17 protein-coding genes are annotated in these 21,297 nt (G+C 61.6%); 6 read left to right on the top strand and 11 right to left on the bottom strand.

What is annotated here, in order from left to right:
- Nucleotides 1–92: 92 nt before the first annotated feature.
- Complete coding sequence (locus tag WFP36_RS02330) at nucleotides 93–2,057, top strand: alpha/beta hydrolase family protein (RefSeq protein ID WP_336977500.1); 1,965 nt, start codon at nucleotides 93–95, stop codon at nucleotides 2,055–2,057.
- Nucleotides 2,058–2,233: 176 nt separating this feature from the next.
- Nucleotides 2,234–4,219, top strand: coding sequence for an alpha/beta hydrolase family protein (locus tag WFP36_RS02325; protein ID WP_336977499.1), 1,986 nt, complete (start codon nucleotides 2,234–2,236; stop codon nucleotides 4,217–4,219).
- A gap of 69 nt (nucleotides 4,220–4,288) precedes the next feature.
- Here WFP36_RS02325 and rpsD read toward each other — a convergent pair whose 3' ends face one another.
- The 7 genes from rpsD to rpiB all read right to left on the bottom strand — a co-directional run bounded on the left by rpsD (nucleotide 4,289) and on the right by rpiB (nucleotide 9,323).
- Entirely contained in the window at nucleotides 4,289–4,903 is a 615-nt protein-coding gene (gene rpsD, locus WFP36_RS02320; protein ID WP_336977497.1) for a 30S ribosomal protein S4, read from the bottom strand.
- A 198-nt stretch (nucleotides 4,904–5,101) separates the two neighbouring features.
- A complete protein-coding gene (locus WFP36_RS02315; RefSeq protein ID WP_336977496.1) occupies nucleotides 5,102–5,380 on the bottom strand; it encodes a hypothetical protein in 279 nt (92 codons plus the stop codon).
- Nucleotides 5,381–5,518: 138 nt separating this feature from the next.
- Nucleotides 5,519–5,812, bottom strand: a complete 294-nt coding sequence (locus WFP36_RS02310; protein ID WP_336977495.1) for a hypothetical protein — start codon at nucleotides 5,810–5,812, stop codon at nucleotides 5,519–5,521.
- A gap of 535 nt (nucleotides 5,813–6,347) precedes the next feature.
- On the bottom strand, nucleotides 6,348–7,088 hold the full coding sequence (locus WFP36_RS02305) for an RNA methyltransferase (RefSeq protein ID WP_419716607.1): 741 nt from the start codon (nucleotides 7,086–7,088) through the stop codon (nucleotides 6,348–6,350).
- Entirely contained in the window at nucleotides 7,078–7,554 is a 477-nt protein-coding gene (nrdR, locus tag WFP36_RS02300) for a transcriptional regulator NrdR (RefSeq protein ID WP_336977491.1), read from the bottom strand. Before nrdR ends, WFP36_RS02305 begins: the two co-directional genes overlap by 11 nt.
- A 12-nt stretch (nucleotides 7,555–7,566) precedes the next feature.
- Nucleotides 7,567–8,877 (bottom strand): serine hydroxymethyltransferase, encoded by a 1,311-nt coding sequence (glyA, locus tag WFP36_RS02295; RefSeq protein ID WP_336977489.1) that lies wholly within the window; start codon nucleotides 8,875–8,877, stop codon nucleotides 7,567–7,569.
- A 5-nt stretch (nucleotides 8,878–8,882) separates the two neighbouring features.
- Nucleotides 8,883–9,323: a ribose 5-phosphate isomerase B gene (gene rpiB, locus WFP36_RS02290; RefSeq protein ID WP_336977487.1), complete on the bottom strand. Its 441-nt coding sequence runs from the start codon at nucleotides 9,321–9,323 to the stop codon at nucleotides 8,883–8,885.
- 96 nt (nucleotides 9,324–9,419) lie between these two features.
- Between rpiB and WFP36_RS02285 the strand changes: the two genes are divergently transcribed.
- Entirely contained in the window at nucleotides 9,420–9,839 is a 420-nt protein-coding gene (locus WFP36_RS02285) for a nuclear transport factor 2 family protein (protein ID WP_336977485.1), read from the top strand.
- On the opposite strand, the gene WFP36_RS02280 is transcribed toward WFP36_RS02285, so the two are convergent.
- The 4 genes from WFP36_RS02280 to WFP36_RS02265 form a co-directional block, all read right to left on the bottom strand.
- Nucleotides 9,796–11,424 (bottom strand): GMC family oxidoreductase, encoded by a 1,629-nt coding sequence (locus WFP36_RS02280; RefSeq protein ID WP_336977483.1) that lies wholly within the window; start codon nucleotides 11,422–11,424, stop codon nucleotides 9,796–9,798. The genes WFP36_RS02285 and WFP36_RS02280 overlap by 44 nt on opposite strands.
- A 66-nt stretch (nucleotides 11,425–11,490) precedes the next feature.
- Nucleotides 11,491–13,497, bottom strand: a complete 2,007-nt coding sequence (gene rpoD / locus WFP36_RS02275; RefSeq protein WP_336977481.1) for an RNA polymerase sigma factor RpoD — start codon at nucleotides 13,495–13,497, stop codon at nucleotides 11,491–11,493.
- An 11-nt stretch (nucleotides 13,498–13,508) separates the two neighbouring features.
- Nucleotides 13,509–15,428, bottom strand: a complete 1,920-nt coding sequence (dnaG, locus tag WFP36_RS02270) for a DNA primase (protein WP_336977479.1) — start codon at nucleotides 15,426–15,428, stop codon at nucleotides 13,509–13,511.
- Between the two features lie 63 nt (nucleotides 15,429–15,491).
- Nucleotides 15,492–15,944, bottom strand: a complete 453-nt coding sequence (locus WFP36_RS02265; protein WP_336977477.1) for a GatB/YqeY domain-containing protein — start codon at nucleotides 15,942–15,944, stop codon at nucleotides 15,492–15,494.
- A 157-nt stretch (nucleotides 15,945–16,101) separates the two neighbouring features.
- Between WFP36_RS02265 and carA the strand changes: the two genes are divergently transcribed.
- The 3 genes from carA to carB are packed head-to-tail and all read left to right on the top strand — an operon-like array spanning nucleotide 16,102 to nucleotide 21,277.
- Nucleotides 16,102–17,265: a glutamine-hydrolyzing carbamoyl-phosphate synthase small subunit gene (gene carA, locus WFP36_RS02260; protein WP_336977475.1), complete on the top strand. Its 1,164-nt coding sequence runs from the start codon at nucleotides 16,102–16,104 to the stop codon at nucleotides 17,263–17,265.
- On the top strand, nucleotides 17,262–17,951 hold the full coding sequence (locus WFP36_RS02255) for a hypothetical protein (protein ID WP_336977473.1): 690 nt from the start codon (nucleotides 17,262–17,264) through the stop codon (nucleotides 17,949–17,951). The genes carA and WFP36_RS02255 overlap by 4 nt, the downstream gene beginning before the upstream one ends.
- Nucleotides 17,951–21,277: a carbamoyl-phosphate synthase large subunit gene (gene carB / locus WFP36_RS02250; RefSeq protein ID WP_336977471.1), complete on the top strand. Its 3,327-nt coding sequence runs from the start codon at nucleotides 17,951–17,953 to the stop codon at nucleotides 21,275–21,277. Before WFP36_RS02255 ends, carB begins: the two co-directional genes overlap by 1 nt.
- The last annotated feature ends 20 nt before the right edge of the window (nucleotides 21,278–21,297 follow it).

The following is a 21,297-nucleotide window of genomic DNA, read 5'->3' as shown; positions in this document are numbered from 1 at the left end:
CGACTGTTTTCGTTGCGATATACGCATTTCAGCGGCCTTTCCAAACAGGATCGCTGCTGGCATCCTGACAGTGCGATTGCTGGGGGGACTGCATGCGAAATCGCTTTTTCGGCTTTATGGCCGTGGCTGCCGTGGTGACTTGTGCGCCGGTGGGGGCTGAAACACTGGAGGAAACGGCCGCCGCATTCGGTGCGGTGCCCTCTGTCCTCAATCTCAGCTTGTCGCCTGGCGGCAACAAGCTCGCTTACATTTCTTCGGGTGGCCATAGCACCGAGACGGTCAATGTCGTGGACTTTGCCGCCGGCGGACGCCCGGTTCAGATACTCAATCACGCGGATGCGGATTCCGAGATTTCGTGGTGTCTTTGGGCAACGGATGACCGGCTCGTCTGCCGGGCCAATTTCACCACGACTTTCGAGGGGGTACTATTCACATATTCCCGTCTGTTCGCCTTGGGCGATGACGGCAAGAACGTGATCCAGTTGACCAGCGCAGACAGTTCCAAGGCTCTGGGTATCCAGCAGGATGGTGGGGACGTGATCGCGCTTGAACTGGCAGGAAAGCCTGGCCGTATCCTGATGACGCGCGACTGGGTGAGCGAATTTTCGACCGGGACGCGGCTCAGCAATACGGAAGATGGACTGGGTGTCGAGGAGGTGGACATCTACACCGGCAAGCGTAGCAAGGTGGAAGCCCCCGATGCCGCGATCGTCGACTATACTGCCGACGAGACCGGCAAGGTTCGTCTCAAGGTCCGCCAACCGCTGGATCAGGATGGCTATCGGCGTAGCGAACGCGAATATTTCTACCGAGGAGGCGATGCCGGCAAATGGCAGTCCTTCAAGCGCGCGGGCGATTTCTACCCGGTCGCCGTCGATGCGACGGGGAACCGCGCTTATGGCTTTGTAAATCAGGACGGGTTCGATGCACTCGCCGCCGTGACGCTGGATGGTACTGCCACCTCCGAAGTGTTGCTGGCGCGAGCTGATGCCGATGTTGATGAATTGATCCGGATCGGCCGCCGCCAGCGGGTTGTCGGCGCGGCCTATGCCACCGAAAAGCGCCAGATTGCCTATCTCGATCCGGAATTGAAGAAACTGGCCGCAGATTTTCAGCGCGCCCTTCCAGGTAAGCCGCTGATCAATATCGTGGACGCGAGTGCTGACGAGAGCAAACTGGTGCTCGTTGCATCCAGCGATACCGACCCCGGGATGACCTATTTCTACGATAAGAATAGCCGTGAGCTGGGCGAATTGCTGCCCCTGAGGCGGGAACTTGCTGGTCGTCAGATGGGGGAAATGAAGCCGGTGAATTTCACGGCTGCGGATGGCACGACTATCCCCGGCTATCTTACCTTGCCGCCGGGATCGGGCGGCAAGAACCTGGCGTCGATAGTCCTGCCTCATGGCGGACCAAATGCACGCGACGAATGGGGTTTCGACTGGCTGGTCCAGTTCTTCGTCGCGCGCGGCTATGCTGTGCTCCAGCCCAATTTCCGCGGCTCTGCAGGCTATGGCGACGCCTGGTTCGGTCGGAACGGCTTTCAATCCTGGCGCACCGCAATCGGCGATGTGAACGATGCGGGGCGGTGGCTGGTGAGCCAGGGTATCGCCGATCCGGCAAGGCTGGGTATCGTCGGGTGGTCCTATGGCGGTTATGCAGCACTCCAGTCACAGGTGCTGGACAATACACTCTACAAGGCAGTGGTCGCGATCGCGCCTGTCACGGACCTCGAATTGCTGCGTGAAGAAAGCCGCAATTACACGAGCTTCCACCTCGTCAGCCGCTTCCTGGGAGATGGACCGCACATATCGGAAGGCAGCCCGGCCCGAAATGCCGCGGCATTCGCCTCGCCGGTGCTGATGTTCCACGGCACGCTGGATCAGAATACCGGGGTTACCCAGTCGCGTCGGATGAAGGATCGGCTTGAGGAAAAGGGCAAATGGGTCAAATTGGTCGAATATGACGGGCGCGATCATTTCATGGACGATGCCTGGTCTCGAACCAACATGCTGGTCGATATAGGCAAGTTCCTGACCGACACGCTCGGGCAGTAGCTAAGGTCGCAATCGTGGAAATGCCGTGGCGGGCTTATAGTGCGAGACGCAGTATCGGCTGCAGGGCAGGGTCGATAACTACGGCTATCCTAGTGATAAATACCTAGAGTAAAGTTGGCTGTTCTTCTGGCCACAGCGATCCGGTTAGAACTCCTTGCAAATGAGGGGGTTCTGACATGGTTTTGTATCGGTTTGCGCCGCTATGCGCGGCACTGTTCATCGCGACATCGCTTGCCGAGGCGCCGTTACAGGCGGAAGAACGCGATCTTGCGGCGAGTTTCGGCTCGCGCGGCACTGTCCTGAATATCAGCCTTTCGCCAGGCGGCAGCCGGGTAGCTTATGTCGCACCTGCTGGCCCTTATGAGGAGATGATCTACGTTCTCGATCTTGCGGGCGAGGGCGTGCCGCGCCCAATCGCGCTGGACAGTAATCACAATGGCTTCCTGACCAATTGCGACTGGGCGAGCGAAGATTATCTGATCTGCAACTTCCGCGGGACCACCGATTTCGGCGGGATGAAGCTTGGCTTCACCCGGATGCTCGTAGTTGCCACAGATGGCAGCGGAGTCCGCGTCCTGTCGGAACGCGATGGAGGGCGGACCTTCAGTTTCAACCAGTTCGGCGGCGCGGTGCTGTCTCTGGACGTGCCGGGTAAGCCCAATTCGATCATGCTCGAGCGGGCGTTCAACGAAAAATACCGCACCGGGACCCGGATCGGCAGCAGCGCAAGCGGGGTGGGAATCGAACTGGTCGATCTCAAGACACTGAAGCGAAGCATGGTCATGCAGCCTCGCGAGGTGTCGGCCGGTTATGTCACCGACGAGAACGGCGAAGTCCGCATCATGGCCACGATGAGCAACGACACGCAGGGCTACATGCGGGACAAGATCAATTTCGCCTACACTACGCCGGGCGGGAAGAGCTTCACCTCGCTGGAACCCGATATGAAGTTCGATGAATATCGGGTTCTCGGAGTAGACAGTGCGAAGAATGTGGCTTTTGCTCTGGCTGAGAAAGATGGGTTCGACGCGCTCTATACCGTCACTTTGGACGATACGGGCAAGACTGAATTGCTGCTTTCGCAAGAACAGAACGACGTGGACGGGCTCGTCCGGCTGGGACGCAAGGGACGCGTTGTCGGCGCCACCTTCGCAACCGAGCGCAGGCACTTCCAGTTCTTCGATCCAGCGCTGGCAAAGCTGTCGTCCTCACTCACCAAGGCTTTGCCCGGCTCGCCTCTGGTCGAGATCATCGATGCCAGCAGCGATGAACAGCGCCTGCTGATCCTTGCACATAGCGATATCAATCCGGGCATCGTTTATATTCTGGATCGCAAGACCGGCGAACTGACCGAAGTCGTGCCCATGCGCGGAAAGCTTGAAGGCATGACGCTGGCGAATGTTCGGGCTGTGTCCTACCCCGCGCGGGACGGTACATCGGTGCCCGGCTATCTCACCTTGCCTCCCGGTTCGGACGGTAAAGGGCTGCCGGCAATCGTCATGCCGCATGGCGGGCCAGGTTCTCGCGATGAATGGGGCTTCGACTGGTTGGCGCAATATTACGCCCAACTCGGCTTTGCCGTCTTGCAGCCCAATTTTCGCGGATCGACGGGCTATGGCAAGGCGTGGGAGATGGATAACGGCTTCCAGTCGTGGGAGATTGCGATCGCCGATGTTGCGGATGCCGGAAAATGGCTGGTTTCCGAAGGCACAGCCGATGGCGACAGGTTGGCAGTGGTCGGCTGGTCTTACGGCGGCTACGCGGCCTTACAATCCGCTGCGACCGAGCCAGGCCTGTTCAAGGCGGTGTTGGCGATCGCTCCGGTGACTGATCTGGGGCAGTTGCGGGACGATGCGCGCAACTACACCAGCTATCCGCTGGTATCGGAATTTCTCGGCCAGGGTTCCCACATCGAAAAGGGCTCTCCGGCCAGGAACGCCAGGAATATCGGCGTTCCTGTGATGTTGGCGCATGGCACTGCGGATGAAAGCGTATCCCTGCGACACACCACGATAATGAGCGATGCCCTGGCGGCGGCAAATAATCCGGCCAAGGTTCTCATTTTCGACGAACTGGACCACGGCCTGAGAGACGATGGCGCCCGCACGACCTTGTTGCGCGAAAGCGGGACGTTCCTGCGCAACAGTCTCAAATTGAACTGATCGCTTAGCGCCCAAACGAAAAGGGCGGCCCAGCAGGACCGCCCTTTCGCTACGCAATCCTTGAAAGGATCAGCGCGAGTAGAATTCGACCACCAGGTTCGGTTCCATGGTGACGGGGTAAGGCACCTCGTCCAGGCTCGGAACGCGGGTGAAGGTCACCTTGTCGGTGCCGTCGACCGAAACGTAGTCGGGGATTTCACGCTCGGGCAGGCCCTGAGCTTCAATCACCAGCGCCATTTCCTTGGCCTTGCTGCCCAGGCTGATCACGTCGCCAACCGTCACGCGGCGCGAGGCGATGTTGCACTTCACGCCGTTCACGCGGATGTGGCCGTGGCTCACCAGCTGACGTGCGGCGAAGATGGTGGGAGCGAACTTGGCGCGATAGACGACCATGTCCAGGCGCTGTTCGAGCAGACCGATCAGGTTCTGACCGGTATCGCCCTTCATGCGCGACGCTTCCTGATAGGTGCGCTTGAACTGCTTTTCGGTGACGTCGCCGTAATAGCCCTTCAGCTTCTGCTTTGCGCGCAGCTGCAGGCCGAAGTCGGACATCTTGCCCTTGCGGCGCTGGCCATGCTGGCCCGGGCCATAGGAACGGCGGTTCACGGGGCTATTCGGGCGGCCCCAGATGTTTTCGCCCATGCGGCGGTCAAGCTTATGCTTGGCGCTCTTGCGCTTCGACATATGTCATCTCCAATTTGCGGACAGGCCCAATGCCTGCCTTCGAACCCGGCTCGCACCGATAGACCTTATGTCCATCGCGGCCGCCGCTTCACCGGGGTGCGGGGCCAATCGAAAAGCCGCCGGAAAACCAGCGGCCTCGAAGTGAGCGGCGCCAATGGCCGCTTGCAAAGGAATTGTCAATGCCAGTGGCGGTTCGGATCAGCCACCGCCCATCTTCGAGGGATCGAATGAGGAGTTGGCGCCCCCGGCGGCATTGCGGCCCATTTCGTCCAGCCCCTTCTTTGTGCTGGCAGCCAGTTCGTCCCACTGCGTCTGCGTCATGCAGGTCCGCCGCACTTTTGTGCGCGAGCCGGTGACCTTTTCGCTCTTACAGATCATCTTTTCTTTCTTTGGCGCTTCCTGGCCCCCATTTTCGGTAGCGGAAACACCAGTTGCTGCAGTCAGAACCAGCAGTGCGAGCATGCAGCTCTTCTTCATGACCCTCTCCAAATCGAACAATACTTGAAACGAGGGGTAGCGGATTCAATCGCCGGGTCAAAGCCGCTCGCGTATTAAATTGTATCGTCCGGGCATGCTACAACTCTCTCGGCAGAGCGCCTCTTGCCCGGTGTGGGGCTAAAAACAGGGCGAGGTCCGATTGGGATCTTCAAATCGACAAACGCTTGAGCCGGAGGCACTGCGACCCATTTCGTCGAGACCTTTCTTCGTATTGGCAGCGAGTTGCTCCCATTGATCCTTGGTCATGCAGATGCGATTGACCTTTGTTCGGGAGCCGGTGACCTTCTGGCTCTTGCAGATCATCTTCTCTTTTTTGGGCTGGTTCTGACCGTCCCGTTCGGCGGCGGCAGGGGAACCCGCACCCGCGATAAGGGCCAAGGCGAAGGCAGCGCTCAATATTCCCTTTGGCATCTTCTCCTCCCGTTCTTCGCCGGAATTCAATCGAAAGGTAACAGAGGGGTGCCGCGATCAAAAACACGGAATAGCCCGGAACGGACCGGGGAATGTGACAGATGCCGTTTCAGGGCAAATCCGTGGGCTGGATGTGTCACCCTTTCTGGCAGGAAAAGGCATTGTTTCGTTTTGTGTGTGCCATCCCTGTCCAGGGCGGTTTAGCGCCGTTTTTCCGGATTGAGCGCGCGTCCGAGTGTCACCTTCCGTTTCGGGTTTTCGTGCAGGGTTGTGTGGTGATGCAGGCATGGAAAGGATGGATTTCCAATGCTTGGCGGGAGAGGAAGGCGATCTCGTCCATAGGCAGCATAAACGCCATTTGTGGGCGTGTAGGAAAGTGTTTTCCTCTGCCGGTCGGAACCCGATCGCAGGCGTTCTCCAGTTCCGTTCGTCTGGAGACTGTCGAAGGATGGGCAGATGGGGAGATCGGGGAAGGATATCCGGCAAAGACCCCGCCCAAATCACTCATTCCGCAGCCACTAGTTACCCGTGCCGCCTAGCTGTTCCGGTCGGAGGTGATCTTCTTCGGTTGCCGCGATAGTGCGGAGAGAACGCCGCGCAGGGTACGGATTTCCAGATGGTTCCACGCCGGCTTGGTGAGCACGTTGCGCAAGGTCAGACGCGTGGCTTCGGCGCGGCTTTCGGGGAAGAAGTAATTCTTGGGTTCGAGCAGTTCCACAAAATGCCCGATCAGCCCTTCCAGTTCTTCCTGCGGGGCCGGGGGGAGATGTTCTTCCTGCGTCGGGACGGCAAGATCACGGTGCTTCGACCACTCATAGGCGCACAGAATCACAGCCTGAGCGAGATTGAGCGAGGCGAATTCGGGGTTGATCGGCACGGTGACAATGGCGCGAGCGATTGCAACATCTTCCGTTTCCAGCCCCGAACGCTCAGGCCCGAACAGATAGGCGCTGCGCCCCTGCTGGGTTGCGATCTCGCGGGCGGCCTCTTCCGGAGAGAGGACAGGCTTGGTCACCCCGCGCTTGCGCACTGTGGTGGCATAGACATGCGCGCAATCCGCCACGGCCGCCGCGACGCTATCGAACACCTTCGCCCCTTCCAGCACCATATCGGCACCGGATGCGGCCGGGCCGGCGGCAGGATTGGGCCAGCCGTCGCGCGGCGTGACGAGACGCATTTCGGCGAGCCCGAAATTGAGCATCGCGCGGGCCGCCTTGCCGATATTCTCGCCCAGTTGCGGGCGCACGAGCACGATGACTGGCGGTTCAGCCACCATCGGCGTCCTGGCTCCCGATATCGCGCACGCTGCTGGCGAATTCCTCGAAATCGCGGGCTTCGGAGAAGTCGCGATAGACCGAGGCAAAGCGGATATAGGCCACGGAATCGAGCTGACGCAGCCCGTCCATCACCATTTCGCCAATACGGGAGGAAGCAATTTCACCCTCCCCCATCGTTTCGATCTGCCGCTGAATGCCGGAAACGAGCTGGTCGAGCCGTTCCTGGGCAACACCGCGCTTGCGGCAGGCGAGCGCCACCGAGCGTTCGATCTTGCTGCGATCGAACGCTTCGCGTTCATCGTCGCTCTTCACGACGGTGATATCGCGCAGCTGCACACGTTCGAAAGTGGTGAACCGCGCGCCGCAGCTTTCGCATTGGCGGCGACGGCGGATCGCGGTGTTGTCCTCGGTGGGCCGCGAATCCTTTACCTGACTGTCGTCATGCGCGCAGAAGGGGCAGCGCATCGCCTATGTCCCTCAGCGACCCGGATAGACCGGGAACGCCTCGCACAGTTCCGTCACGCGGCGGCGAACGCTTTCTTCGACCTGGGCGTCGCCATCTTCACCATTTTTGCGCATGCCATCGATGACTTCGGCGATAAGTTGGCCGACCGTGCGGAACTCGTCCGGGCCGAAGCCGCGGGTCGTGCCGGCCGGGGTGCCAAGGCGGACGCCGGAGGTGACGAAGGGCGAGCGCTGGTCGAACGGAATGGCGTTCTTGTTACAGGTCAGCCAGGCGCGATCGAGGCCCTTTTCGGCGGCCTTGCCGGTCACGTCCTTGCGAGTGAGGTCGACCAGCATCAGGTGGTTGTCGGTCCCGCCCGAGACGATGTCGACGCCCTGTTCCTGCAGGCTGGAGGCCAGCGCCTTGGCATTTTCCACGATGCGCGCGGCATAGGCCTTGAATTCGGGGCGCAGGGCTTCCTGGAAAGCGACGGCCTTGGCCGCGATCACATGCACCAGCGGACCGCCCTGCATGCCGGGGAACACCGCCATGTTGAACTTCTTGGCCAGATCCTCGTCATTGGTGAGGATCACGCCCGAACGCGGGCCGCGTAGGCTCTTGTGCGTGGTGGTGGTCACCACATGGGCATGCGGGAAGGGCGAGGGGTGCGCGCCGCCGGCGACGAGGCCGGAGAAGTGCGACATGTCCACCAGCAGGTAAGCGCCCACTTCGTCCGCGATCTCGCGGAAACGGGCGAAGTCCCAGTGGCGCGGATAGGCAGTGGCACCGGCGATGATCAGCTTCGGCTTATGCTCGCGCGCCAGCCTGGCGATCTCGTCCATGTCGAGCAACTGGTCTTCCTGCCGCACGCCATAGGGCACCACGTTGAACCACTTGCCGCTCATATTCACGGGCGAACCGTGCGTGAGGTGGCCGCCCGCCGAAAGGCTGAGGCCCATGAAAGTGTCGCCCGGCTCCAGCAGGGCCAGGAACACCGCCTGGTTCATCTGGCTGCCGCTATTGGGCTGAACATTGGCGAATTCGCAGCCGAAAAGCTTCTTCGCGCGTTCGATCGCCAGGTTCTCGACGATGTCGGCATATTCGCAGCCGCCGTAATAGCGCTTGCCCGGATAGCCTTCGGCATATTTGTTGGTGAAGACCGAACCGGTCGCCTCGAGCACGGCGGGCGACGCGATATTCTCGCTCGCGATCAGCTCGATCTTGTGGCGCTGGCGGCCCAGCTCCTTCTGGATGGCGGCAAAAACCTCGGGGTCCGACTGTTCCAGCGTGTCATGCCAGAAGTGCTGCAAAGCCTCGGAAGTGGCTGCGGGGGCGCTGCTCATGTAGTTCAGTCCTGCGGAGGGTTGGTAAGCTTGTCGACGCGGGGGCCATGGCGCCCACCGGCGAAATCGGTGCCGAGGAATGCTTCGATGCATGCCTTGGCCATGTCGGGTCCCGTCAGCCGCGCACCCATCGCAATCGCATTGGCATCGTTATGCTCGCGGGCGAGGGCAGCGGAAAGCGGCTCGGATACGAGCGCGCAGCGCAGCTTCGGATGGCGGTTCACCGCAATGGAAATGCCGATACCGGAACCGCACAGGGCAATGCCCCGTTCGGATGCGCCGGAGGCGACGGCTTCCGCCAGCTTGTAGCCGTAATCGGGGTAATCCACCCGGTCGGCCAGTTCGGGGCCGAGGTCATTCACCTCATGGCCCTGTTCGCGCAGCCAGTCTGCAAGCTCTGCCTTGAGCTCCACTGCTGCATGATCGGAGGCAATGGCTATCTTCATGGCGCGCACATAGGGACTAGATCGCCAAGGTGCCACCGCAAAAGCGCTTTGTTCCCCAGTGGAACGCCTTTACTCCGCGCGAAAACGGAGGAACGGATGACCGAAGAGGATTATCACCGCTATATCGAGGCCTTCAACGCGCGCGATTACGACGTGCTGGAGACCTTCTTCGCCGACGATTTCGCGCTGGAGAATGCGGGCTTCCGGGTGCAGGGCAAGCCGGCGTTCCGGGCATTCTATGCCTTCTTCCACGAATTCTGCCGCGAGGAAGTGATCTTCAAGGAGTTCTTTCCGGGCAGGAACGGCTTCGTGTCGAACGTGGTGATCCGCTTCACCGGCATAAAGGACCTTTCTGCCGAGGTGCTGGCGGAAAAGAATTATTCCGGAATGAGCGTGGTGCCTGCAGGCGTCTCGGTCGATGTGGAATTCTACATCCACTATATTCTGAACGCGGCGGGGAAGATCCAGTTCATCAAGGGAGCGGTATGGGTGCCGGAGGCTCCCGCCCAAGGATAAGGTCGACCGCCTTCTCGCCGATCATGATGCAGGCGAGATTGGGATTGCCGCGGGGCAGGGCGGGCATCACCGAGGCATCGGCGATCCGCAGACCGTCCACCCCGCGCACTCGCAGGGCAGCGTCTGCCACTGCCCCGTCATCGGCGCCCATGCGGCAGGAACAGGCCGGATGGGCCCGATGAGTGGCGGTGGCGCGGACGAATTCTTCCAGTTCTGCCCTGGTCTGGCGCCGGGAACCCGGCAGGTTCTCGCGCGCGATCAGCCGGGCGAGCGGCGCCTGTTCATAGATGTTGCGGGTCAGCCGGATCGACTGGATCATGCCTTCCATGTCGCCGGGTTCGGCAAACATGTTGAGGAAGATGCGCGGCGGATCGCGCGGATCGGCGCTGCGCAGTCTGACCCAGCCGCGCGACTTGAGCGGCAGGTAACCGGTGCGGACCGAAAGGCGCGAGACCGGCTTGGCCTGCACGCCCGGCATCCACAGGCGCGCATCGCCGCTCAGCGGCAGGCACATCATCTGCACGTCGGGCCGGTCGGCGCCGGGCTGAAGGCGAGTGAAGATATTGGCCAATGTCCCGGTCCAGCCGAACGGGCCCTTTCCACCGGCATACCATTGCGCGGCGGCGATGGCCGCCCGGTCCAGCCGGAGATAGGGGGTCAGGCCCGCATCGCCTTTCAGGTCCCATTCGTTGATGACCACCGGATGGTCGGCCAGGCCCTGTCCCACGGTGGGCAGGTCATGGACCGGGTCTATGCCCAGGCCGCGCAGTTCGTCTGCGGCGCCGATGCCGGACAGCATCAATATCTGCGGAGAGCCATAGGCCCCGGCCGACAGGACGATCTCGCTTGCCGCCTCGGCGGTTTCCTGCCGTCCGCCGCTGACATATTCCACCGCGACAGCCCGTCCGCCGCGCAGGACAATGCGCGTTACCAGAGCGCCAGTGGCGATAGTGAGGTTGGGCCGCCCCATTGCCGGGCGCAGATAGGCGCGGGCAGTGCTCGCCCGGCGTCCGCCCGCCACGGTGGATTCCATGTGGCTGATGCCATCCTGCTCCGCACCGTTGGGATCGTCGCACCAGGCAATGCCGGCCGCTTCGGCGGCGGCGCGATGCTCCTCCCACAGCAGGTCCGGCCCTTCCATCCGGCTGATCCCGACCGGGCCGGAGCCACCATGCCACGCGGTTTCCCCGCGCCAATGGCTCTCCAGCTTGCGGAAATAGGGCAGAACTTCGGAAAAGCTCCACCCGGCAAGGCCCTGTGCGGCCCAGTCGTCATAATCGCGGCGATTGCCGCGCACCGCGATCATGGCGTTGATGGATGAAGTGCCGCCCAGCGTCCGCCCGCGCGGTATGCCCAGGCGGCGGCCGCCCAGTGCGGGTTCCGGCTCGGATTCGAACTGCCAGGTGCCGATCCTGCCGAGCGCGACGCGGGGAAAGGCCAGGGGCATAAGTTGCAGCGGATGCCGGTTAGCCCCGCCAGCCTCCAGCAGCAGCACGGAAATCGCCGGATCTTCGCTCAGTCGCGCTGCAATGACCGCGCCCGAAGACCCCGCCCCGATGACGATGTAGTCAAAACCTCTCCCCATCCGGGCATCCTGCCTGCGGGATGGGCGGCAGACAAGAAAAACCCCGCCGAAGCGGGGCCTTTCCTCTTACTGATCCAGGAAGCTGCGCATCTTCCTCGAACGGCTCGGGTGCTTGAGCTTCCTCAGCGCCTTTGCCTCGATCTGGCGGATACGTTCGCGGGTAACCGAGAACTGCTGGCCGACTTCTTCCAGCGTGTGATCGGTGTTCATGCCGATGCCGAAACGCATGCGCAGCACGCGTTCCTCACGCGGGGTAAGGCTGGCCAGCACGCGAGTGACCGTTTCCTTGAGGTTGGACTGGATCGCGGCATCCACCGGGATGATCGCGTTCTTGTCCTCGATGAAATCGCCGAGGTGCGAATCTTCCTCGTCGCCGATCGGCGTTTCGAGGCTGATCGGCTCCTTGGCGATCTTCATCACCTTGCGGACCTTTTCGAGCGGCATGGAAAGACGCTCGGCCATTTCCTCCGGCGTCGGCTCGCGGCCCTGCTCGTGCAGGAACTGGCGGCTCGTGCGCACCAGCTTGTTGATCGTCTCGATCATGTGGACCGGGATACGGATCGTGCGGGCCTGATCCGCAATCGAACGCGTGATCGCCTGACGAATCCACCAGGTCGCATAGGTGCTGAACTTGTAGCCGCGGCGATACTCGAACTTGTCCACCGCCTTCATCAGGCCGATGTTCCCCTCCTGGATCAGGTCGAGGAACTGAAGGCCGCGATTGGTGTATTTCTTGGCGATGGAGATCACGAGGCGGAGATTGGCTTCCACCATTTCCTTCTTCGCGATGCGCGCCTCGCGTTCGCCCTTCTGCACCATGTTCACGATGCGGCGGAATTCATTGAGGCTCATGCCGGTGGCGGCCGCAATATCCGAGATTTCGGCGCGGATACGCTCGACTGCTTCGGCTTCCTTCTCCGCGAAGGCGGCCCACTTCTTGTCTTTCTTCGCCATGGCGGCGAGCCAGGCTTCGTCCAGCTCGTTGCCGACATAGGCTTCGAGGAAGTCGCCGCGCTTCACCTTGTGGCGTTCCGCAAGGCGGAGCATCTGGCCACCCAGCGCGGTGAGGCGCCGGTTGAAGGCATAGAGATTGTCGACCAGATATTCGATCTTGGTCGCGTGGAACTGCACGCTTTCGACCTCGGCAGTGAGGTCTTCGCGCAGCTGTTCGTACTTCTTTTCCTTCGCGGCGGGGAAATCCTCGCCCCGGCCGAGCGCGTCGACGCGCTCCGCCTGGAGCTTCTCGAACTTCTTGAACAGGTCCGCGATGCGGGCGAAGCGTTCCAGCGCCTCGGGCTTCAGCGCGGCTTCCATCTGGGCGAGGGAGAGAGTGTTGTCTTCCTCGTCCTCTTCCTCGCGGCGGCGCGAACGGCCTTCGCCGTCTTCACCTTCCTCGTCGGAATCGGCTTCTTCCTCTTCCTCGACCTCGTCGTCTTCCTTGTAGGAAGGACCGGCGGTTTCCTCGCTGATCTCGCCGCTGTCGTCGCCTTCTTCCTCCATGCGCTCGACCGGCGGCTCCTTGGAGAGCATCGCGTCGAGATCGAGAATCTCGCGCAGCTGCATCTCGCCATTATTGAGCGCTTCGGACCACTGGATGATGGCGTGGAACGTGATCGGGCTTTCGCACAGGCCCAGGATCATGGTGTCGCGGCCGGCCTCGATGCGCTTGGCGATGGCGATTTCGCCTTCGCGGCTGAGCAGTTCCACCGCGCCCATTTCGCGCAGATACATGCGCACCGGGTCGTCGGTGCGTTCGGTCGTGCCGGTTTTGCGCGGGGCTTCGGGAACGTTGCGGCCTTCGTCGACTTCGTCGGACGAGTTGATCTCGTCGACGTTGTTGTCTTCTTCCTGGCCTTCCGCGTCTTCGTCGCTTTCGACGATGTTGACGCCCATTTCCGAGATCGCGGACATCACGTCCTCGATCTGCTCGGACGACAATTCGTCCTGCGGCAGAGCTTCGTTCAGCTCGTCGTAAGTGATGTAGCCGCGGCGCTTCGCCTTCGCGATGAGCTTCTTGATCGAAGCTTCGTTGAGGTCGATCAGCGGGGCATCATCGTCTTTTTTGTCGGACATATGTGTCGCTTCTAGTCCTGTTGCCTGCTCTCCCGTGCCTCTTCCTGAGGTCCGGCGGGAGCGGTTTCCGTTACCGTTTGTGCGGCGCGTTTGCTGGCCATTTGCCCGAGTCGCCGCTCGAATTCCAGCTTTCGTTTGAGCAAGCGTTGTTGCTCCTCGAAAGCCTCCTGCTCGAAGGTCTGTTCGAAGCGTCGAGTTGCGTCAGCGAGCGCGGCCTCGAGTGCCGGCCTTTCGACCAGCAAAGACACCGCTTCGGCCAGGTCTTCGCGCGCGCCTTGCGGATCGGACCCTTCCATCAGGAAGGAAAAGCGAGTTTTATCCGGCGGCGGAGCGAAGTCTCCAGCCGCCGATATGGGCATTTGGCCGCCTATTTCAAGCGTGTCGGCAATATCGAGCAAACTATCGAGGGCTGCGGCGAAGCGCATGTCGTCCGGCGTGAGCCTGCCGAGCGCTTCCGCATGGCGCGCAATCTCGGCCGGATGCCGGGCCAGCCCGGCGATCACGGCTTGGGCCAGCCGGTCGCGCGCGCCGCCTGAAACGAAGGATTGCAGCTGCGTGCGGGCTGCGTCGGACAGGGCCGGGCGGGCCGGCTTGCCCGGAAATTGCCCGCGCCCGCTTCCTCTGCCAGCGCCGCCGCCGGCACGCTGCGGCGTGAATTCGCGCTTCGGAAAGGCGAAGGCATAGAAACGGTCGAGCAATTCGCGCCGGTAGAGGGACTTGATCTCCTTGTCGGCGATCAGTTCGACATGCTCGATCAGGCGCGCGCGCAGCCCGGCCTTGTCTTCCGGCGTGCGCAGCGGGCGGGCATCGCGCTCATGCTCCCAGATCGTGTCGAGCAGGGTCTGCGGATTGGCGAGCAGCTTCTCCATTGCCGCGGCGCCCTGCTGCTTGATCAGATCGTCAGGGTCCAGCCCGGCAGGCAGGTGCACGATGCTGAGCGAATGACCGGGGTGGAGCAGGGGCAGGGCCCGCGCAATGGCGCGCATCGCGGCGCGCTGGCCTGCCGCGTCACCGTCGAAGCACAGGATCGGCACCTCCGCGAGCCGCCAGAGCAGGGCGATCTGCTGTTCGGTCAACGCGGTGCCCATCGGCGCGACCGCATCGGCAATGCCCGCAGCCGCCAGGGCGATCACGTCCATATAGCCTTCCACCACCACGATCCGGTGCGACTGGCGCGAGGCTGGCCCCGCGCGGTGGAGGTTATAGAGCGTGCGTCCCTTGTCGAAGAGCGGGGTATCCGGCGAATTCAGATATTTGGGCGCATCTGTTTTTGCCGCCTCGAGGATACGGCCGCCAAAGCCGATCACCCGCCCGCGTGTATCCTCGATCGGCAAGGTAAGGCGTCCACGAAAGCGGTCATAGGGTTCCTTGCCCTCGACCGCGATGCGCATGCCGGACTCGATCAGCGTGGCTTCCGGGAACCTGTCTCCCATCGCAGCCTTCAACGCCTGGCGCCCTTCCGGGGCATAGCCGAAGCCGAAGCGCTCGATAGTGTGGGCATCAAAACCGCGACTCTTCAGATATTCGCGCGCTTTCGCGCCTTCCGGTGCCAAGAGATTGTTCTTGAACCATTCCTGTGCCGCTGCAGTGACGTCATGCAACCCGGCGCGTTGTTCCGCCTGACGGGCCATGCGCGGATCGGGGGCGGGCACTTCCATCCCGGCTTCTGACGCCAGTTCCTTCACTGCATCCATGAAGGATAGGCCGCGCTGGTCGGTCATCCAGCGAATGGCGTCGCCATGGGCCCCGCAGCCGAAGCAGTGATAGAAGCCCTTCTCGTCATTGACGGTGAAGCTGGGCGATTTCTCATTGTGGAAGGGGCAGCACGCCTTCCACTCCCGCCCGGCCCGTTGCAGCTTGGTGGTGCGCGAAATCACGCCCGAAAGCGTGATGCGTTGCCGCAATTCGTCAAGCCATTGGGGACTGAGCATGATCCCGCGAGTGTGCCCCTGCGCCCCGCGCGAGTCGAGGGCAGGGGCGCTTAATTCGGGGGATCAGCCGAAGCTGGCCTTCACCAGGCCGCTGGCCTTGGACATGTCGATCTCGGTGCCGTGACGCTCCTTGAGCGTGGCCATGACCTTGCCCATGTCCTTGATGCTTTCTGCACCGAGTTCGGCCTTGATCGCGGCAATTGCGGCCTTCGTATCCTCTTCCGACATCTGGGCGGGGAGGAATTCCTCGATCACTGCCAGCTCGCTCTTTTCCTGATCCGCCAGCTCGGTCCGGCCGCCCTGTTCGTAGAGCGTGATCGATTCGCGGCGCTGCTTGGCCATTTTCTGCAGCACATCGATAACCAGCACGTCGTCATTTTCCGGCGCAGTGCCGGTGCGCAGTTCGATATCGCGGTCCTTGATCTTGGCCAGGATCAGGCGAACGGCGGCAAGGCGAGGCTTGTCGCCAGCCTTCATCGCGGAAACCTGAGCGGATTTGATCGTGTCGCGGAGCATTTTGTATTACTTTCCTGTGGATGTTTCGCGCCCCAGATGGGGGAGTGTCGCATGGAATGCAACATTCGCACATGCAGCAGGTTGACGCGGCGGGAATGCAGGTCTAGCCGCCGAGCCTTAGCGACATCGCCGTCAACAACTTACAACGGAGCGCCCCATGGCCGACCCCGCACCTTCTGCTGCGCAACCTAAAGGCGCAACCGGAGTCCTCGTTCTTGCGGACGGCACTGTCCTGTGGGGCAAGGGCTTCGGCGCCACTGGCAGCGCGGTGGGCGAAGTGTGCTTCAACACTGCGATGACCGGCTATCAGGAAGTGATGACCGATCCCTCCTATGCCGGGCAGATCGTGACCTTCACTTTCCCGCATATCGGCAATGTCGGCGCGAATGACGAAGACGTCGAATCGCATGTCCAGGGCGCGGTGGGCTGCATCGTGCGCGAGGATGTGACCGAGCCTTCCAATTTCCGTTCCACCGGCAAGTTCGGGGACTGGCTGGCCGCGCAGGGCAAGATCGGCCTTGCCGGTATCGATACTCGCGCGCTGACCCGCCGCATCCGCTTGCAGGGCGCGCCCAATGCCGTGATCGCACATGAGCCTTCGGGCAAGTTCGACATTCCCGCGCTGCTCAAGCAGGCGCAGGAATGGCCGGGCCTTGAAGGGATGGATCTGGCCAAGGTGGTGAGCCGCCAGGGCGAGGAAGAATGGAAGGGCGGCGCATGGTCGCTCGGTTCGGGCTATGCTGCCGAACCCGATGGCAGCCGCCCGCATGTCGTGGCGCTGGATTTCGGCGCGAAGGACAACATCTTCCGCAATCTGGTCAAGGCCGGCGCCCATGTGACGGTGCTGCCCGCGCAGACCTCGCTGGACGAAGTTCTGGCCCACAAGCCCGCCGGTGTGTTCCTGTCCAACGGCCCGGGCGATCCGGCGGCGACCGGCACCTATGCCGTGCCAGTGATCAAGGGCTTGCTGGAGCGTGATGTGCCGATCTTCGGCATCTGCCTCGGCCACCAGATGCTCGGCCTCGCGGCCGGAGCGAAGACCTCCAAGATGCATCAGGGCCATCGCGGCGCGAACCATCCGGTAAAGCGCCTGGCGGATGATGTGGTGGAAATCACCAGCATGAATCACGGCTTCGCAGTCGACAATACGAGCCTGCCGGAGAGCGTGGAGGAAACCCACGTCTCGCTGTTCGACGGCTCCAATTGCGGCATCGCGATCAAGGGCAAGAAGGCGTTCGGCGTGCAATACCACCCGGAAGCCTCGCCCGGCCCGCAGGACAGTTTCTATCTCTTCGAGAAGTTCGTGGGGATGCTGGGGTGAGCTATTCCGAGTTCATCGACGAGCTTGTTGTCGCGCTTTATCATCACAGCGAGTTGAATGGTATTCGGCATTATAGAATTCAAGAAATTCTGAATATTTATAAAATTCCAGTGAAGGCCTTTTGGGCTGATGTTCTCATGACGGATAGGGAATTCGCGGATCGAGTCGATATTTCGGCAGAGTTAGGTCCGCCGCTTCAGAAGCCAGTAAAGATAGCTGCGGCAGGTGTTCGTTGGATCGAAGAAAATGTGGGTGAGAACGTCGCTTCGTTTCTGGAGCAGCATGGGTTGCAGAATCCCGACACGCGATCCGAAGTCGTGAATATTCAGGCTTCTGTCGAAGCAGAAGTTGTACCGGCTGCAGATCGTGTCGTTCCTCTGAATCACAATTCGGCCGAGCACAAAGAAATCGCTGAAAAGTTGCGTGCGTTATCTGAGGAACTGCGCGGCGCAAACGATTTACAGGTAACGTCTGAAGAACGAGAGAGATTAGTTGTTTCCCTATCCGCGGCTGAAAGCCTCTGGGATGCTACTGAACTAAAAGTCATTCAAGTGAAAGTCGGCATCATTTTGGCAGTTGAGGATGCAGGCAAGGCTCTGGAAAAGGTCGGTAAAGCAGTTGGTTGGACACTGCTCGTTGATCTGCTCAAGGCATATTTGAAGAACAAGACCGGGATTGATATTTAATGCCAAAACGCACAGACATCTCCTCGATCCTCGTCATCGGCGCCGGCCCGATCATTATCGGTCAGGCCTGCGAGTTCGACTATTCCGGCACTCAGGCAATCAAGGCGCTGAAGGAGGAGGGCTACCGCGTAGTCCTCGTCAACTCCAACCCCGCCACGATCATGACCGATCCGGAAATGGCCGACGCCACATATGTGGAGCCGATCACGCCGGAAATCGTCGCCAAGATCATCGAGAAGGAACGCCCTGACGCGCTGCTGCCCACCATGGGCGGGCAGACTGCGCTCAACTGCGCGCTGGCCCTGTTCAATGACGGCACGCTGGAGAAGTTCGGCGTCACCATGATCGGCGCCAATGCCGATGCGATCGACAAGGCGGAAGACCGCCAGCGCTTCCGCGAGGCGATGGACAAGATCGGCCTTGAAAGCGCGCGTTCGGGCGTGGCGCACACGGTGGAAGAAGCCTTCAAGGTCCTTGAAACCACCGGCCTGCCTTCGATCATCCGCCCCAGCTTCACGCTGGGCGGCACGGGCGGCGGCGTGGCCTATAACAAGGCCGAGTTCGAGAAGATCGTCCGTTCGGGCCTCGATGCCTCTCCCACCACCGAAGTGCTGATCGAGGAATCGCTGCTCGGCTGGAAGGAGTATGAGATGGAAGTCGTGCGCGACAGGCACGACAACGCCATCATCATCTGCTCGATCGAAAACGTTGATCCGATGGGCGTCCATACGGGCGATTCCATCACTGTCGCGCCGGCACTGACGCTGACCGACAAGGAATATCAGATCATGCGCACCGCCAGCATCGACGTGCTGCGCGAGATCGGTGTGGAAACGGGCGGTTCCAACGTCCAGTTCGCGGTTAATCCGGCCGATGGCCGCCTGATCGTGATCGAAATGAATCCGCGCGTGTCGCGCTCTTCGGCGCTGGCCTCCAAGGCCACCGGTTTCCCCATCGCGCGCGTCGCGGCGAAGCTGGCCGTGGGCTATACGCTCGACGAGATCATGAACGAGATCACCGGGGCCACTCCGGCGAGCTTCGAGCCGACGATCGACTATGTCGTCACCAAGATTCCGCGCTTCGCCTTCGAAAAGTTCAAGGGTGCCGAGCCGCTGCTCTCCACCGCGATGAAGTCCGTGGGCGAAGTGATGGCCATCGGCCGCAACTTCAAGGAAAGCATGCAGAAGGCCCTGCGCGGCCTCGAAACCGGGCTGGACGGCTTCAACCGCGTGCTGGAACTGGAAGGCGCCGGGCGTGACGAGATCACCGCCGCGCTTTCCCGCCAGACGCCGGACCGCATCCTCAAGATCGCGCAAGCCTTCCGCGAAGGCTTCACCGTGGAGGAAATCAACGCGATCACGCATTTCGATCCGTGGTTCCTGCGGCATATCGAAGAGATCATTGCCGAGGAAAAGAAGATCGGCACCGATGGCCTGCCGGGCGATGCCGCAGGCCTGCGGCGCCTGAAGGCGATGGGCTTCTCGGACAAGCGCCTCGCCACTCTGGCAGTGCGTTCGGTGCATGTCGCGGGCGGGCTGGGCGAGACCCAGGCCAAGCGTTCCGGCCTGTTGCATGACGCATTGCGCGCCATGGCCGGTGCCACCAGCGAGGAGGAAGTGCGCGAGCTGCGCCACAAGCTGGGCGTCCTGCCGGTGTTCAAGCGCATCGACAGCTGCGCGGCCGAGTTCGAGGCAGTCACGCCCTATATGTACTCGACCTATGAGGCGCCGACCTTCGGCACGCCCGAGGACGAGGCCATGCCTTCCGACCGCAAGAAGGTTGTGATCCTGGGCGGCGGCCCGAACCGGATCGGGCAGGGCATCGAGTTCGACTATTGCTGCTGCCACGCCTGTTTCGCTCTGGCGGAGGACGGGTTCGAGACCATCATGGTCAATTGCAACCCGGAAACGGTTTCGACCGACTATGACACCTCCGATCGCCTCTATTTCGAGCCGCTGACGGCTGAAGACGTGCTGGAAATCCTGCGGGTCGAGCAGTCCAACGGTACGCTGGTGGGTGTGATCGTGCAGTTCGGCGGGCAGACGCCGCTCAAGCTGGCGCAGGCGCTGGAAGATGCGGGCATTCCGATCCTTGGCACTTCGCCCGACGCGATCGACCTTGCCGAAGACCGCGAGCGTTTTGCCGCCCTCGTCAACAAGCTGGGCCTCAAGCAGCCGGCCAATGGCATCGCCCGCAGCCGGGACGAGGCCGTGGCCGTGGCCAATCGCATCGGTTACCCCGTGCTGATCCGTCCGTCCTATGTGCTGGGCGGCCGCGCGATGGAAATCGTCGACAGCGAAGCGCAGCTCGATGACTATATCGCCACGGCGGTGAACGTCTCTGGCGACAGCCCGGTGTTGATCGACCAGTATCTGCGCGATGCCATCGAATGCGACGTCGATGCACTGTGCGATGGCGAAAAGGTCGTCGTTGCCGGCGTGATGCAGCACATCGAAGAGGCGGGCGTCCATTCAGGCGACAGTGCTTGCACGCTGCCGCCTTACAGCCTGCCGGCCGAGATCATCACCGACATGGAACACCAGGCGGAAGCTCTGGCCATGGCGCTGGGCGTGAAGGGCCTGATGAACATCCAGTTCGCCGTGCAGGATGGCGTGGTCTATCTGATCGAGGTGAACCCGCGCGCCAGCCGCACAGTGCCCTTCGTCGCCAAGGCCATCGGCCAGCCGGTCGCCAAGATGGCGGCGCGGGTGATGGCCGGAACGAAGCTTTCGGATCTGCCGGCCATCAAGCGCGATGTGCCCTATATGGCCGTCAAGGAAGCCGTATTCCCCTTCGCTCGCTTCCCCGGGACCGATCCGGTGCTCAGCCCGGAAATGAAGTCCACCGGTGAAGTCGTGGGAATCGATACGGATTTCCCGATTGCCTTTGCCAAGTCGCAGATGGGTGCGGGCATGAAGCTGCCCCAGGGCGGCACGGTGTTCGTCTCGGTCAAGAATACGGACAAGCCGGTGATCGTACCGGCCGTGAAGCTGCTGATCGAGCAGGGTTTCCGCATCGTCGCCACGGGCGGAACCCAGCAATATCTTGTCGAGCAGGGGCTGCCGGTCGAGCGGGTGAAGAAGGTCGCGGAAGGGCAGCGCAATATCGTCGACATGATTGTCGATGGCGAAATCGCGCTGATCTTCAACACCACCGAAGGGTGGCAGAGCCTGAAGGACTCCCAGTCGATCCGTGCGTCCGCATTGGAAATGAAGCTGCCATATTACACGACGGCCGCTGCATCCGATGCTGTTGCCCGTGCCATTGCGGCACTCAAATCCAGCCAGCTTGAAGTGCGCTCGCTTCAAGACTATTACAGTTCGTGAACGCGCGTCCCCCAAACAAT

The sequence above is a fragment of the Fulverythrobacter fulvus genome (assembly GCF_037154085.1).
Lineage (GTDB): Bacteria > Pseudomonadota > Alphaproteobacteria > Sphingomonadales > Sphingomonadaceae > Andeanibacterium > Andeanibacterium fulvum.
The sequence above is the reverse complement of the archived record's forward strand: the minus strand, read 5'-3'. Positions and strand labels throughout refer to the sequence as shown.

What these genes read in the sequence shown, in the direction of transcription:
- glyA (WP_336977489.1), bottom strand. Translation starts at nt 8,877, where the DNA reads ATGAGCAGCGCCCCCGCAGCCACTTCCGAGGCTTTGCAGCACTTCTGG.
- WFP36_RS02285 (WP_336977485.1), top strand. Translation starts at nt 9,420, where the DNA reads ATGACCGAAGAGGATTATCACCGCTATATCGAGGCCTTCAACGCGCGC.
- WFP36_RS02325 (WP_336977499.1), top strand. Translation starts at nt 2,234, where the DNA reads ATGGTTTTGTATCGGTTTGCGCCGCTATGCGCGGCACTGTTCATCGCG.
- WFP36_RS02330 (WP_336977500.1), top strand. Translation starts at nt 93, where the DNA reads ATGCGAAATCGCTTTTTCGGCTTTATGGCCGTGGCTGCCGTGGTGACT.
- dnaG (WP_336977479.1), bottom strand. Translation starts at nt 15,428, where the DNA reads ATGCTCAGTCCCCAATGGCTTGACGAATTGCGGCAACGCATCACGCTT.
- WFP36_RS02310 (WP_336977495.1), bottom strand. Translation starts at nt 5,812, where the DNA reads ATGCCAAAGGGAATATTGAGCGCTGCCTTCGCCTTGGCCCTTATCGCG.
- WFP36_RS02280 (WP_336977483.1), bottom strand. Translation starts at nt 11,424, where the DNA reads ATGGGGAGAGGTTTTGACTACATCGTCATCGGGGCGGGGTCTTCGGGC.
- nrdR (WP_336977491.1), bottom strand. Translation starts at nt 7,554, where the DNA reads ATGCGCTGCCCCTTCTGCGCGCATGACGACAGTCAGGTAAAGGATTCG.
- WFP36_RS02315 (WP_336977496.1), bottom strand. Translation starts at nt 5,380, where the DNA reads ATGAAGAAGAGCTGCATGCTCGCACTGCTGGTTCTGACTGCAGCAACT.
- WFP36_RS02265 (WP_336977477.1), bottom strand. Translation starts at nt 15,944, where the DNA reads ATGCTCCGCGACACGATCAAATCCGCTCAGGTTTCCGCGATGAAGGCT.
- rpoD (WP_336977481.1), bottom strand. Translation starts at nt 13,497, where the DNA reads ATGTCCGACAAAAAAGACGATGATGCCCCGCTGATCGACCTCAACGAA.
- carA (WP_336977475.1), top strand. Translation starts at nt 16,102, where the DNA reads ATGGCCGACCCCGCACCTTCTGCTGCGCAACCTAAAGGCGCAACCGGA.
- rpiB (WP_336977487.1), bottom strand. Translation starts at nt 9,323, where the DNA reads ATGAAGATAGCCATTGCCTCCGATCATGCAGCAGTGGAGCTCAAGGCA.
- rpsD (WP_336977497.1), bottom strand. Translation starts at nt 4,903, where the DNA reads ATGTCGAAGCGCAAGAGCGCCAAGCATAAGCTTGACCGCCGCATGGGC.
- carB (WP_336977471.1), top strand. Translation starts at nt 17,951, where the DNA reads ATGCCAAAACGCACAGACATCTCCTCGATCCTCGTCATCGGCGCCGGC.
- WFP36_RS02305 (WP_419716607.1), bottom strand. Translation starts at nt 7,088, where the DNA reads ATGGTGGCTGAACCGCCAGTCATCGTGCTCGTGCGCCCGCAACTGGGC.